At 62.2% G+C, this 13,597-nt stretch carries 17 protein-coding genes and 1 pseudogene; all 18 read left to right on the top strand.

The genetic code is table 11. The features are described from left to right. The first annotated feature begins 14 nt into the window (after window positions 1–14). A complete protein-coding gene (locus AB4O36_RS20465; protein WP_460140126.1) occupies window positions 15–539 on the top strand; it encodes a hypothetical protein in 525 nt (174 codons plus the stop codon). 3 nt (window positions 540–542) lie between these two features. After that, window positions 543–1,154 (top strand): phage baseplate assembly protein V, encoded by a 612-nt coding sequence (locus AB4O36_RS20460; protein ID WP_460140125.1) that lies wholly within the window; start codon window positions 543–545, stop codon window positions 1,152–1,154. A 10-nt stretch (window positions 1,155–1,164) separates the two neighbouring features. Further along, a complete protein-coding gene (locus AB4O36_RS20455) occupies window positions 1,165–1,497 on the top strand; it encodes a phage baseplate protein (protein ID WP_460140124.1) in 333 nt (110 codons plus the stop codon). Next, a complete protein-coding gene (locus AB4O36_RS20450) occupies window positions 1,494–2,489 on the top strand; it encodes a baseplate J/gp47 family protein (protein ID WP_460140123.1) in 996 nt (331 codons plus the stop codon). Before AB4O36_RS20455 ends, AB4O36_RS20450 begins: the two co-directional genes overlap by 4 nt. Further along, on the top strand, window positions 2,486–3,121 hold the full coding sequence (locus tag AB4O36_RS20445) for a phage tail protein I (protein WP_460140122.1): 636 nt from the start codon (window positions 2,486–2,488) through the stop codon (window positions 3,119–3,121). The genes AB4O36_RS20450 and AB4O36_RS20445 overlap by 4 nt, the downstream gene beginning before the upstream one ends. Next, window positions 3,122–4,327, top strand: a pseudogene (locus tag AB4O36_RS20440) (phage tail-collar fiber domain-containing protein); the annotation flags it as partial. It lies immediately after the preceding gene. Window positions 4,328–4,611: 284 nt separating this feature from the next. After that, complete coding sequence (locus tag AB4O36_RS20435) at window positions 4,612–5,313, top strand: tail fiber assembly protein (protein ID WP_460140121.1); 702 nt, start codon at window positions 4,612–4,614, stop codon at window positions 5,311–5,313. Between the two features lie 95 nt (window positions 5,314–5,408). Beyond that, window positions 5,409–5,618 carry a hypothetical protein gene (locus tag AB4O36_RS20430; protein ID WP_460140120.1) on the top strand — a complete coding sequence of 70 codons (210 nt, stop codon included), beginning with the start codon at window positions 5,409–5,411 and terminating at the stop codon, window positions 5,616–5,618. A 2-nt stretch (window positions 5,619–5,620) separates the two neighbouring features. After that, entirely contained in the window at window positions 5,621–6,787 is a 1,167-nt protein-coding gene (locus AB4O36_RS20425) for a phage tail sheath protein (protein WP_460140119.1), read from the top strand. Then, on the top strand, window positions 6,787–7,293 hold the full coding sequence (locus AB4O36_RS20420) for a phage major tail tube protein (RefSeq protein WP_460117499.1): 507 nt from the start codon (window positions 6,787–6,789) through the stop codon (window positions 7,291–7,293). The genes AB4O36_RS20425 and AB4O36_RS20420 overlap by 1 nt, the downstream gene beginning before the upstream one ends. Before the next feature lie 191 nt (window positions 7,294–7,484). After that, window positions 7,485–8,054: a phage tail assembly protein gene (locus tag AB4O36_RS20415; RefSeq protein WP_460140118.1), complete on the top strand. Its 570-nt coding sequence runs from the start codon at window positions 7,485–7,487 to the stop codon at window positions 8,052–8,054. A 128-nt stretch (window positions 8,055–8,182) separates the two neighbouring features. After that, on the top strand, window positions 8,183–10,240 hold the full coding sequence (locus AB4O36_RS20410) for a phage tail tape measure protein (RefSeq protein ID WP_460140117.1): 2,058 nt from the start codon (window positions 8,183–8,185) through the stop codon (window positions 10,238–10,240). Then, window positions 10,240–10,623, top strand: a complete 384-nt coding sequence (locus tag AB4O36_RS20405) for a phage tail protein (RefSeq protein WP_460117494.1) — start codon at window positions 10,240–10,242, stop codon at window positions 10,621–10,623. Before AB4O36_RS20410 ends, AB4O36_RS20405 begins: the two co-directional genes overlap by 1 nt. Then, window positions 10,616–10,828 carry a tail protein X gene (locus tag AB4O36_RS20400; protein ID WP_460117492.1) on the top strand — a complete coding sequence of 71 codons (213 nt, stop codon included), beginning with the start codon at window positions 10,616–10,618 and terminating at the stop codon, window positions 10,826–10,828. The genes AB4O36_RS20405 and AB4O36_RS20400 overlap by 8 nt, the downstream gene beginning before the upstream one ends. 9 nt (window positions 10,829–10,837) lie before the next feature. Beyond that, window positions 10,838–11,890 (top strand): phage late control D family protein, encoded by a 1,053-nt coding sequence (locus AB4O36_RS20395; protein WP_460140116.1) that lies wholly within the window; start codon window positions 10,838–10,840, stop codon window positions 11,888–11,890. Further along, a complete protein-coding gene (locus AB4O36_RS20390) occupies window positions 11,887–12,450 on the top strand; it encodes a glycoside hydrolase family 19 protein (RefSeq protein WP_460140115.1) in 564 nt (187 codons plus the stop codon). Before AB4O36_RS20395 ends, AB4O36_RS20390 begins: the two co-directional genes overlap by 4 nt. Next, window positions 12,432–12,968, top strand: a complete 537-nt coding sequence (locus AB4O36_RS20385) for a lysis protein (RefSeq protein ID WP_460140114.1) — start codon at window positions 12,432–12,434, stop codon at window positions 12,966–12,968. The genes AB4O36_RS20390 and AB4O36_RS20385 overlap by 19 nt, the downstream gene beginning before the upstream one ends. 80 nt (window positions 12,969–13,048) lie before the next feature. Beyond that, complete coding sequence (locus tag AB4O36_RS20380) at window positions 13,049–13,549, top strand: CinA family protein (protein ID WP_460117484.1); 501 nt, start codon at window positions 13,049–13,051, stop codon at window positions 13,547–13,549. Window positions 13,550–13,597 lie beyond the last annotated feature (48 nt).

Below are 13,597 nucleotides of genomic sequence, written 5' to 3'. Positions count from 1 at the left end.
ACAGGAAGTCACTTATGTCCATCGACATCGACAAGCCGTCGCAGTTGCTGCTGGCCATCGCGCAAACCCTCGGGGCGGCTGCCTCGGGTTTGAAGGTCGCCAGCCGCCATGACTTCGACGCAACCTTCGACCAGGCCTGGGCCCTGATCGCCTGCGAGCGCAATGCCAGTGCCAGTCGCGCCCCTGATGGGCGCATTGCCCATGTCCTGACGATCTCGCTGCAGATCATCACCTCGCCGACGCTGGACGATCCCGGTTTGGCCGCCTGCGATGTCGCCAGCGTGCTCAAGGGGTTGATCACCGATAACCGCTGGGGTTTGGCGCGCAGCCAATGCGACCTGCCCGAAAACATCAACGCCTCGCCGTCGATCTTTCTCAACGATGCACTGGAATATTCCGCCTGGACCCTGTCGTTCAACCAGACGCTGTACCTCGGTGCGCTGCTGTTGGACGACCCGCTGGGCATCCCGAAATTCGCCAGGACCTGGGAAGTCTCGAACATCGACGACCCGGACCAATACACCGAGCTGGAGGACTGAGCCATGTTTGATGCGCTTTTACGCCAGCAGCTTGGCCCGATCATCGAGCGTCTGGCCGAGATGGAGACGGAGCTGGAGGACCTTTACCGGCGCACCGACAGCCTGTGCCGAATCGGCGTTTGCCAGGAAGTCGACGCCGCCAGCAACACCTGCAAGGTCAGCCACGGTGAGTTGCTGACCCCGGCGATTCGTTTTTTCAACCCCAGCGCCGGGGCACAAAGCGAGTCGCGGATTCCCACGGTCGGCGAGCAATGCTTGCTGCTCAACCATGGCGGCGGTGCGGGTGGCGCGCAATCGGTGGCGTTGTTCGGGCTCAACGGTAACCAGTTTCCTCCCGCCTCGACCCAGGCTTCGCTGACGCGTCGGCTTTATTCGGACGGGACGGAAAGTGGCTACGACGACGCCCGTCATGCCTTGCACTGGAAGAACGGCCCGGCGGCGTTCAGTGGCTCTCGTGAAGCGCTCGAGTTGAACCTCGGCCCCGCGAGCCTGCTGATCACTCCCCAGGTCATCGAGTTGCAACTGGGCGCGGTCGGCTTGCGACTCGACGCTTCCGGTGTGCACCTGAGCGGCCCGGTGGTGGATCACCAGGGCCGCGTCATCAGTACCGCATAAAGAGTTTCCCATGATCGGAATCGATAGAAACACCGGGGCGTCGGTCGACGATTGGCCGCAGTTTGTGCAGCGCGCCACCCGGGCACTGACCACGCTTTTGGGCACCCGGCAGAAGCGTCCGCTGTATGGCTCGCTGATCCCGGGCCTGCTGGGTCGCAACCTCGGCGACGACCTGTTGCTCCTCGCCCAGAGCCACGCGGCGCAGGCCTTCTACAACGAACACAACGGCATCGCTGATTTCCAGCCGCAGGCGATCGTCGCCAGCCGTCGCGGCGCGGGACTGGTGTTGCGTTTTGCAGGCACCTGGAACAACCGACAGCAAACCTTCGAGGTGGTGACATGAGCATGTTGATCCCTGGCCAGAACCAGTTGGCCGAGCCTTCGATCGTCACGGTGCAGGCGTTCGAAGACTTGCTCGCCGAGTTCAAGACGTTTGTCGTCGAGTACGTTGGCGCCCGCTCACCGCAAACGGCGGCGAAGCTCAAGGTCAGCCTGGAAAACGAAAGCGAGTTGCTGACTCTGGCGCTTGAAGCCTTTTGCGTGCGGCTGCAATTGCACGAGCGCAAATACAACGCCCGCATCAAGCAGATGCTCGCCTGGTGGGCAACCGGCAGCAACCTGGATGCCCGGCTCGCCGACATGGGGCTGGAGCGGCAGTTGCTTGACCCTGGCGATCCTCAGGCCTTTCCACCGGTATTGGCGCAGTACGAGAGCGACGATGACGCCCGGTTGCGTTACTACCTGGCGCCCCATGCACCGGCCGCCGGTTCGCGCATGCAGTATCGGCGCGAGGTGTTCACCCTCGGTGAGCGTCCGGTGGTGAGGGTCGATACCCAGGCACCGGGCGAGGTGACGGTGACGTACAGCTTCGAGCCGGACGGATTTGCGGCGCAGGTCAAGGATGGCAATGGACGCCGTACGGCGCCCGGCGAGGTGATGGTCACGGTACTGGCCCGGGAGGGCGATGGCTCGGCCTCCGACGCGTTGCTCGACGGTGTTCGCCAGCACTTCGCCCGTCCGGATGTGCGGCCGGAAACGGACCGCGTCACGGTGCAGGGTGCGCACATCCACAACTACAGGATCCGCGTGGTCGCGAGGATTAATCCCGGCCCCGATTCGGGGTTGACCAAGCTCGCTGCGCAAGCGCAACTGCGGGCGTATGCGCAAAGCTGTCATCGCCTGGAAGGGCGGGTCGATCCGAGCTGGATCGATTACACGCTGCACAGTGCCGGGGCAGTTCAAGTGGAGATACTCGAACCGCTGGAGCCGATCGTGACCACGGCGTTCGAAGCCCCTTACTGCACCGCTGTCGAGGTCGAGGTGCTGCCGTTATGAGTGACGAACAAACTCGCGCGAGCCTGTTGCCTTCCAACAGCTCAGCGCTGGAAAAAGCCCTGGATATCGGCTTTTGCGTACTGCTTGAGCGCATCGCACCGCCGTTTCCCGAGCTGATGAATCCGGCGCAAACGCCGTTTGCTTTTCTGCCGTACCTGGGCGCGGATCGGGGTGTCAGCGAATGGAGTTCCGAAGCGGCTGAGGCGGAAAAACGCCTGACCGTGGAGCTGGCCTGGCCCACGGCACGGGCGGCCGGGACGCGACAGGCGCTGGAAAACGCGGCCAAGGGCCTGCGTTTAAGGCCCGAGGTACAGGCCTGGTACGAACAGACGCCGATGGGGCAGCCGTACAGTTTTTCTGTGCGTGCATTCACCGAACAACCCTACAGCGCCGAAATCGATGCTCGCCTGGACCGTCGCCTGGCGGACGCCAAGAGCGAGCGCGACGTGTTGTCGGTGTCGGTCGGCCTGAACGCCTTCGGCAACCACGTCATCGGCGCCGCCACCGTGTGCGGCGAGCTGACGACGGTTTATCCCGTCGTTATCGAAGGGCTCGAAGTGTCGGGCGAAGCCTTCATGGCTGGCGCGCTTTACACCGTCGAAACCTCCACCATTTATCCACAGGGGTCCTGAATGGCCGACTATTACACCCTGCTCACCAACGCAGGAATTGCCTACGAAACCGCCTGCAAGGCGGCGGGCGTGCCGATCAAGTTGTCGCAGATTTCCGTCGGCGACGGCGGCGGCACCGTCTACAACCCGGCAGCCACTGCCACCGCGCTCAAACGGGAAGTCTGGCGCGGCCCCATCAACGCCTTGTTCCAGGACGAGAAGAACCCCAGTTGGTTGCTCGCCGAAGTGACCATCCCGCCAGAGGACGGCGGCTGGTATGTGCGCGAAGCCGGGATCTGGACCGACAGCGGCATCCTCTACGCCATCGTCAAATACCCGGAGTCGTTCAAACCGGTGCTGGCCACATCGGGCTCGGGCAAGGAGTTCTACATCCGCTCGATTTTCGAGACCAGCAATGCCGCCAACGTTACGCTGCTGATCGACGACACCGTGGTCAAGGCGACCCGGGCGTGGGTGATGAGCTACCTCGCCGAGGAACTGGCCAAGCTCGACGGCAAGCAATCGGTGCGTGTGGCAACCACCGACAACATCGTGCTCAGCGGTGCACAGCAAATCGACGGCGTCGCGGTGGTGTCCGGACAGCGGGTGCTGGTCAAGGCACAAACCACGGCGAAGGATAACGGTATTTATATCGTGGCCAATGGCGCGTGGTTGCGTGCGGCTGACGCCAACACCAACGCCAAAGTGACCCCCAGCCTGACGGTGATGGTCGAGGAGGGCGCTGTCCACGGCGACTCGTTGTGGCACCTGGTGACGAACGGACCGATTGAACTGGGCACGACGGCACTGGTGTTTGAAATGCTGGCGGGGCGGACCGGGATTCAAGCGGGGACGTACAAGAGCCTGACGGTGGATAAATACGGCCGGACCATTGCCGGTGACAACCCGACCACCGTGGCGGGTTACGGGCTGACCGATGTCTACACCAAGGCACAGGTCGAGGCCTTTGCGCTGGGCGTAGCGGGGGATCGGGTGGGTGAAGTCACGCACTTTGCCATGGCCGCGCCGCCTGCCGGTTTTCTGAAGCGCAATGGCGCGGCGGTCTCGCGAACGACCTATGCGGCGCTGTTCGCCCGGATCGGTACGTACTACGGGGCAGGTGATGGCGCCACGACGTTCAACTTGCCGGATTCCCGTGCACACTTCGATCGGGGTCTCGATGACGGTCGTAACGTCGACCCTGGCCGGGCGCTCGGCAGTGCACAGGCGAGTCAGAACGCTGCCCACGCACACACCGCCAGTGCGGCGGTGGCGGGCGCGCATACGCACGGTATCTGGATCAACCTGGATCGGGGGCCTGGGACCGAAGGCAATGCAGTCTGGGGTGACGAACCTTGGTATGGGTCGGCGGGAACGACCACCAGTTCCAACGGTGATCACACCCACGCCATCACCATCGCCAGTTCCGGCGGCACGGAAGCCCGGCCACTCAACACGGCTTTTCTTGCCTGTATCAAATACTGATCAGCATCCTAATGGAGTTTTTGACAATGTCAGACGTACGCACGGCCGATATAGGCGAAGTGTCGTGGTGGCTCGCGGAACAAGTGACACCACCGACCATCTGCAATGTGCACCCGGTGACTGCAGAGTTCCTGGGCACTGCACCTGCCGACCCCAGCCCGCTGGAGCCCCACGTTTGGTTGATTCCTGCCCACGCTTACCGATGCGATCCGCCCGCGCGTGAGCCGGGTCACGTTGCCCTGAAGGTGGCTGGAGATGGCTGGAAGCAGGTGGCCGATTACCGCGGCCAGACCGTCTATAACACGACTACCGCAGAAGCTTATACCTGGGAGCAGTTGGGCGACTTGCCCGATGATTTCACCCTCGAAGCTCCGGTCACCCGGTTTGATAAATGGCAGGTCGACCAATGGATCGTCGATGAGGCCGCAACCACGCGCGCGCTGAAGAACAGGGCCACACGCAAAAAAGCCCTGTTGACCCAGCTCGGCGCGAACATGATCGCCACGTTGCAGAACGCGCTCGACCTCGGCATCGCCAACGATACCGAGGTCGCCCATCTCAAGGCATGGAAAATCTACGGCGTAGAACTCAATCGTGTCGAAACCATTGAGCGGGTGCCTCAGGACAGTGAATGGCCGACCAGTCCGAACGATGCTCTGGCGACTCACTGGCTCGTTTCCCAGGGATTTGATGATCCCCCCCTGGAGAGCTTCATCGTTTCCGGATAACGCCCCGCACTGTCGGGGCGTTTTCTTTTCCCCTGCAACCCTCACACCCCTAAGCCCCCTTTCCAGGGGGCTTTTTCATTCATGGAGAAACACCCATGGCAGAACGCCAAACCTACACCGTACTGCGTCCATTCCCCACCGGGGGTGGTCATTGGTCGAGCATCGGCCAGCAACTGAGCCTTCTGGGCGTCGAGGCCAGCGCGTTGCTGGGCGCCGGTCGCCTGGAGCTTGCAAAAACCGAAGCCGCCGAATCGGCTTCTCCGTCCACTGCGGCGAAAAAAGCCGCTGCCAAGAAGGCTGAATAACCATGGCTGAGGTTTTGAACTTCGAACACAACGGCATTACCGTCAATGCCAGCGAATCTCCCGAGGCCATGGGTGGCCTGGGTGACAACGTCATCGGCCTGATCGGCACCGCGCCGAAGGCCGACCCGCTGATCCCGCGCAATGCGCCGTTTCGCATCAACAGCTTCACCACCCAGGCGCTGCTTGACCCGACGGGGGCCGAGGAAGGCACGCTGTATCACGCGGTGTTCCAGATCCTCAAAGTGGTCAAGGTGCCGGTCTACGTGGTCATCGTCGAAGAGGGCGCGACCCCGGCCGACACGCTGAATAATGTCATCGGCGGAATCGACCCGCTGACCGGACGCAAGCTCGGCCTCGCTGCGTTGGGTGGCGTAGCCGAAGACCTGACCATCATCGGCGCGCCGGGCTTCACCGCCAGCAAAGCCCTGGCCGGGGAATTCGCCTCGTTTGGCAAACGCATCAAGGCCCGTGTGGTGCTCGACGGCAAGGATGTCGCGGTGGCAGACCAAGTGGCTTACAGCCAGGAACTGGGCGGCGCGGAGCTGGGTTTCGATCGTTGCCTGCTGGTGCACAACATGCCGTCCGTGTACTCCAAGGCGGCGAAGAAAAACGTGTTCCTGTCTCCGTCGAGCCTGGCTATCGCCGCGCTGGCCAAGGTCAAGCAGTGGGAGAGCCCGGGCAACCAGGCGACCTTCGCCGAAGACGTGTCGCGCGTCGTCGAATACAACATCCTCGACACGTCCACCGAGGGCGACCTGCTCAACCGCTACGGCATCAGCTACTACGCCCGCACCATTCTCGGCGGCTTCTCGTTGCTGGGTAACCGCTCGGTCACCGGCAAGTTCATCAGCTACGTCGGCCTGGAAGACGCGATCAGCCGCAAGCTGGTCAAGGCCGGCCAGAAAGCCATGGCGAAAAACCTGACCAAGTCGTTCATGGACCAGGAGGTCAAGCGCATCAATGACTGGCTGCAAACCCTGGTCGCCGACGAAACCATCCCCGGCGGCAGCGTGTACCTGCACCCGGAGCTCAACAGCGTCGAGAAGTACAAAAACGGCACCTGGTACGTGGTGATCGACTACGGCCGCTACGCGCCGAACGAACACATGATCTATCAACTCAACGCCCGTGACGAAATCATCGAGCAGTTCCTGGAGGATGTTCTCTAATGTTTACCAACCGCGTAAGACAGGCCATCGCGGCCACCCTGCAAGGCCTGCCGTTGTCGGCGACGGTGGAAAGCTTCACCCCGCCGAAGATCGAGTTCGCAATGGAAACGATGACGGGCGGGCGATTCATCGGCGAGGAAATGGTCAAGAACGGCGCCGTGCTCAGCGCCACGCTGGCCCTGCAAGGCATGGGGCCGGAAGTCATGCTGGCCCTGGGGGTGAAACTCGGTGACGACATTCTGCTGAACGTGCGTGAAGCCGGTCAGGATCAGGATGGCAATACCTGGTTCACGTACCACACCGTCGGCGGCAAGCTGAAGTCCCTGGCCGAAGCCGTGATGAAGATGGGGGACAAGCCAGTCACGACCCTTGAACTCTCCTGCCGCACCTATAACCGCCTGGAAAACGGCATCCCGGTGATCGACATCGACGTACGCACCCAGAAGTTCGTGCTCAACGGCGTCGACATCCTTGGCGATGCTCGCCGGGCAGTGTTGTTGCCTTAACCCTCAGTACCCACACGGACAAAACTGTGGGAGCGGGCCTGCTCGCGATGTCGCCGTGTCAGGCGCCTTCAATGGTGGCTGATCGACCGCTATCGCGAGCAGGCTCGCTCCCACAAGGATCTTCCCACAAGGGCTCTTCCTACAAAGAATCCCCCATAAGGTCCGGTTCTTCTTCACCCAGGAATTCTCCCATGACATGGACACCTCCCCTCCACACCCTGCTATCGCCGATCACCGCCGACGACGGTACTGAGATCGAACAGATCACCCTCAAACCCCTGCTATACGCCGCACAAAAAGAAGCCCTGGCCCGCGCCGGCGATGATGAAGACGATCAGTTTTTCGAGCTGGCGCTGCTGGCCACCGGGTTGTCGGTCAAGGAGCTCGACCAGCTCAAGCGCCCGGACTACGTGAGCATCGCGCAATACGTGCACGATATGTCGACGCGGCCGACGTCGTACTTTCTCGAGCCCGTGGGCGACGCTGAGCTTGATGCAGTGACGCTGCTGCAACCGCTTGCTGTTGCGGGCCGCACGCTGGCTGAGCTGAATCTGGAAATGCCGGTCCTGCGTGCAACCAAGGCGATGAAAAAACTCAAGACACCCAAGGAGCGCGCGGAATTCATCACCGCCCACTGCACCGGCCTGATGATCCCTGACCTGGCCCTGCTCACCGTGCCGGACTGGACGCAATTACAGGGGCGCATCGACGATTTTTTAAACAAACCGGCGGCCTTCTTTCAGAGCGCGACATCGAAGTAATCCTCGATGTGGTGCCGCTCATTTACCCGGTAAGTGAGGCACAGATTCTGGAGTGGGACGTCGGCAAGGCGTTGCGCCGCTACGACATCGCGATCACTCGCCTTGGCGTCAAACAGGAGTAGAGCGGGATGGTAGACAGTAAATACCCGCTGTCGGGCGCTGCGATGAACAGCATTTTGCTTTCGCAAGCCGACGGCACGACCGGGTCGACAGGGCTGGACAGCTTCAAGGGTCCGTTGTCGCAGTTGAGCCTGGACTTGGCCATGGCCAGCCTGGACATCCGTTTGTTGATCACGGAGCAGGGAAAGCTGCGTGAAACCCTGGTGTCGTTGAATCTGGCCCTGTCGACGCAGCACTCGCTGCTCAAGGCCAGCGTGGCTTCACCTGCGCCAGGTGCGGAGCCAAAGTCGGCACTCAAGGCTGAGGTCGAACAGCGCTCGCCACCGGCCGATCTGCGCTCGGCGATGGCGATGCAGACGGTCATGGTCGATCTCAATCAAAAATTGCAGTTGGACCCGGATCAACTGCAAGCGATGTCTGAAGACAACCTGAAGCTGGCCGCCGATAAACAGACCGCGTCCAGCGGTGCGACCGGTGTGCAACTGGCGCAGGCGCAACTGGCAGCGGTCGATGCAGGGCTGGTCCGGGACGTCAGTCCACAGGACTTGCGCCAGGTGCTGGCGGATTTCGCGCGCGACAGTACCTTGATGGCGTCGGCCTACCGGATCGACATCAAGGAAGCTGGCGCGATCATGAGCGGTTGGCGCACCACGCTGGGCCTTGATCGCGAGAAAAGTATCGAGCTGGGAAACGCGGCCAATCGCCTGGGCACCAGCGTCAGGTTGAATGCGGCTGTGACGGACATCGGCGCCGTCGTACAGCGCGGCGGCGAGGCCGGCCTGGCGGCGGGCATGGCGCCGCAGCACCTGGCCGCTATCGCAGCCGCCTTGCTGGATGCTTCAGTGGGCAAGGACGAGGCGGCTGCTTCGTTGAAAACCCTGGGCACGACAATGGCCAAGGGTGGCAACGTGACGGCAGGGCAGCGAACCGCCTGGGCACAACTGGATATCGAACCGGGTGCTCTGGCCGCAAGAATGCGCACGGACGCGCCAGGCGCCATCAAGGATGTGGTGGCGGCGCTCAAGAACCAATCGATCGAACAACAGGGGGCGTTGATCAAGACGCTGTTTGACGGCGATGCGGGCATCAGCCAGTTGGTCAAGACGCCGCAGGTACTGGACACTGCCTTCAGCGTAGCGTCCGGCGAAGGTTCGATGGCCCTGACGGCTCAAGGCCGGGGGAATACGTCGCAAGCGCGCTGGAACGCCCTGGATGCGAGTTTGACCCGCCTCGATACGGCCATTGCCAGCGCCATGAGACCCTTCGACGACCTGGCAATGATCAGTGCCGACCTTGTCGTGAGCGGCTTCAGTTCGGTGGTGGAAACCCTGCCGAAAGTCGCGGCAACATTGACGTTGCTCGGCGCTGCGCTTGCGACCCCGCTGCGCACGACGATCGTGAAAAAGCTGGCGTCGGTGACTTACGCCACGACCACCCAACTGTCGAAACCGGATGTGGACATCCTGGCACCTTCGGGAGGGCCGCCAAACCCTCGTCCAACCCTGCGCAACCGGCTGACGATTTCCAGGGCCAGGGCCCGCACGTTCACCGGGAGGCTGGGGGCGCCGCTGGCGCTGGCGAGCGCCGGTTATGAGGGGCTCAAGGCCTTGCAGGCAGGTGATTACAAGGGGGCTGCCGGTGCCGCCGGGTCCGGTGTTGGCGGGCTGGCGGGTGGTTATGCCGGTGCTGCGACCGGCGCTTTGATCGGCAGTTTCATACCCGTACTGGGTACCGCCGTGGGCGGCATTATTGGTGGCTTGGTGGGCAGCTACTACGGCAGCAGCCTGGGAGAGGATGCCGGGAAATCCGTCTACACCGCTGCGGATCGACTCAACTCGCCGGACCAGGTCAGCAAGGAACTGACCAGCGCGGCGGCAGACAATCGCCCCGTCAACTATTCCCCGGTGATTCAGCTCAATGGCGCCGATCCGACAGACTCCGAGCGCTTGATCGAGAAAATCATGACCCATCTGCGCCAGCATTTTAACGGTGAGTTCATGCCGTTGATGATGAGTAACCCACTCGCCGTGCGCAGTGACGCGGCCTTGACCGATGGAGGTACGTGATGCGTCAGCAAATGGCGTTGGGCAGTTTTATTTTCGGCCTGTCGCGAAACTTCGTTTACAGCACGTTGGCACGCACTTCGGACGGCGGCTGGAAGACGATCGACATCCTCACCAGCAAACCCAAATCCAGCCAGATCGGCCAGGGGCAGCAGACTTTGACGATCACCGGCAGAGCGATGTACGCGACGGCGATGGACCGGCTCGATGAATTGCGGGAATTGCAGGCGTTGCGCATTCCGCTGCCCCTGGTTGATGGCATCGGTCGCAACTGGGGTTTGTGGCAGATCGCGAAGGTCACCGAAAACCAGGAGAGCGTCATTGATGACGGCACGGCCATGGTGATCGGTTGGGTGATTGAATTGACGGAGTTCGCCAATGCGTAGAGTTCGAAGTATTGCCGGTGACTCGGTAAACCTGTTGTTGTACCGCGAGCTGGAACGCTGTGACGATGCCGCCGAAGAAGCGCTGTGGCGCCTTAATCCGATGCTCGCTGAGCACCGGGCGGTATTGCCGGCGGGGGTGTGGATTGTGCTGCCGGAACCGGGCTCCAGACCCGCCATCGGTGCACCGGTATCGGCCTGGGATTAAGGAGGCGCTATGTCACTGGGTTTCACTCCCGCAGTGGAGATTTATGGGGCGAACGCCGCGTTGCTCAACGAGCGCCTGATTTCCTGGCAGCACGTCGATGCCGCCGGCATCGAGTCCGATCAACTGACCCTGAGCCTGGACCTGGAAGGGCTCGAAGGCTTGCCCAGTCTTGAGGGAAAAATCGGCCTCAGGGTCGGTTATCTGGAATCGGGCCTGATCGACAAAGGCCAGTTCGTCGTCACGCGGCGTACGCCCACGCTGTTTCCCCTGCGCCTGACGCTGGTGGCCACGGCGGCGCCCTTCAGTGCGGCGGACCAGACCGGGTTCAAGCAGCGACGCTCGGTCAGTCACGGGCCCACCACGCTGGGGGCGTTGTTTCGCCAGTTGACCTCACGCCACGGGTTTTCGCCTCGGGTGGCTCCGGATCTGGCGCTGATCAAAATTGAACACGTCGACCAGTCCAACGAAACCGACATGGGTTTCCTGACCCGGCTGGCGCATCTTCACGACGCCGTCGCCAAACCGTTCAACGAGCTGTATGTGCTGGCGCGCCGGGGGCAGGCGAAATCGCTGTCAGGCAAGGTGCTGCCCGACGTTCAATTGTCGGTGACTTCCAATAATCGGCCAGGTGACCATGCGTTCACGTCGGCGACACTCGATGAAACCAGTCGGGCCAAGTACCAGGGCTGCAAGACGCGTTGGTGGGATGCGGCAGCCGGCAAGATGCGAGTCGAAGAAAGCGGCCTCGCGCCGTTCAAGACCGTTCGCCAGCGTTATCACAACGCGGACGAGGCGCGGGGAGCCGGTGAAGGCGAGGTGCGCAGGATGATGCGAGAGGCATTGAAGGTGAAGATCGAATGCCCGGGTCACCCCGGGTTGGCCGCCGAAGGATTGGTTCTGCTCGACGACACCTGGCCGGACTTCATGCGCGGACGCTGGTCGATCGACAAAGTCATGGCCAGTGGCAGCCGGCAGCAAAGCTATCGCTGCAGCATCGAGGCAACCTGCCTGGATGCGCGCTCGGAGCCGGGGTTGGCGTCAATCGACGCGGTGACACGATGAACATTACGCAAACACAGCTCCAAGCGATCATGCCCGACGCCCGCGATCAAGCGGGCGTTTTTATTTCCGTGCTCAACGCCGCCATGAACCGTTACGACATCGCCAGCCCCAAACGCATGGCGGCGTTCCTGGCGCAGGTCGGTCACGAGTCCGGGCAATTGCATTACCTGCGCGAACTGGGCAATGAGCAGTATTTGAGCCGGTATGACACGGGCCCTCTGGCCATGCGGCTGGGCAACACCCCAGCAGCAGATGGCGACGGTCAAAAGTACTGTGGTCGGGGCCTGATCCAGATCACCGGTCGCCGCAACTACCTGCAATGCAGCCAAGGGTTGTTTGGCGATGAGCGTCTGCTGGCTCGGCCGGAACTGCTGGAGCAAGCGCAATGGGCTGCACAATCCGCTGCGTGGTACTGGGCGCAAAACGGACTCAATGAGCTGGCCGACCGTGACCTGTTCAACAGCATCACCCGGCGCATCAATGGTGGCCTGAACGGCCTGCAAAATCGCTTGCAACTGTGGGCGCGGGCGAGGGCGGTGCTATGCCAACCTTCGGTTTGATGCCGTTGTCGTGGCGAGTGGCAGGCATTGGGCTGGTGCTGGCGATTCTTGTTGGCGGACCGGTGGCGCTGGCCTGGCGTTACCAGGATGCGCGTTACGCCCGACAACTTGCGCAGCAGGCGGGTGTGTATGCCGAATCACTCAACCAACTGACCCAGGCCGCCGCCGCCCGACAACAGGCCGAACAGGAAAAACGCCAGGCGCTCGAGCAGCAACTGACGAGCAGCGAACACACCCACTTCCGAGCATTGAGCGATGCCCAACGTGATCAGGATCGCCTGCGCGATCGTCTTGCCACTGCTGATGTGCGCTTGTCAGTCCTCCTCGAGGCCGCCGACGCTGGCGCAGGCTGCGCGATGCCCACCACCTCCGGCACCGGCCGCGTGGATCATGGCCCCCCACGCGCCCGACTTGACCCGGCGCATGCTCAACGAATTATCGCCATCACCGACGCCGGCGACCGCGCGCTGATCGCGTTGCAGGCTTGTCAGGCGTATGTCCGCGCATTGATCCGCTAACATTTGGATCGACCCTGTCACTTGCAAGCGTGAGGCGCTCGTGTACGGTAGGTCTCATTGCGCCCCATCAGGAGAAGCCCGTGAAAGTAATCACCCAACTGGCCGCCGACCTTGGCAGGCAATTGCAGATCCTCAACGCCCATGTCTCCACCGCCGAGTCCTGTACCGGTGGCGGGATCGCTGAAGCGATCACTCGCATTCCCGGCAGCTCGGCATGGTTCGAGGCCGGGTACGTCACCTACTCCAACCTGCAGAAAAACCTGCAGTTGGATGTGCCGGTGGAGTTGTTCACCACTGTGGGGGCGGTCAGTCGTGAAGTGGTCGAGGCCATGGCCAGGGGCGCACAGGTAAAAAGCCGGGCGTTTTTTTCCGTGGCGGTCAGCGGTATTGCCGGGCCGGATGGCGGTTCGCCAAACAAACCGGTGGGCACCGTGTGGCTGGCCTGGGGCGTGGGCGAGCGAGTGTTCAGCGAGTTGCAACACTTCCCCGGTGATCGCGATGAAGTCCGCCGACAAACGGTGAAGGCCGCGCTAGAGGGGCTGCTACGGCATGTCTCGGCAGAAATCTCAAATCAGGGGTAGGCGAGCCTGAATCCCTGTGGAATAATACTGGCTACTTATACAGGTGTT

Source organism: Pseudomonas sp. S2_E01 (genome assembly GCF_054668365.1).
This window is presented reverse-complemented; position numbering and strand designations above follow the sequence as displayed.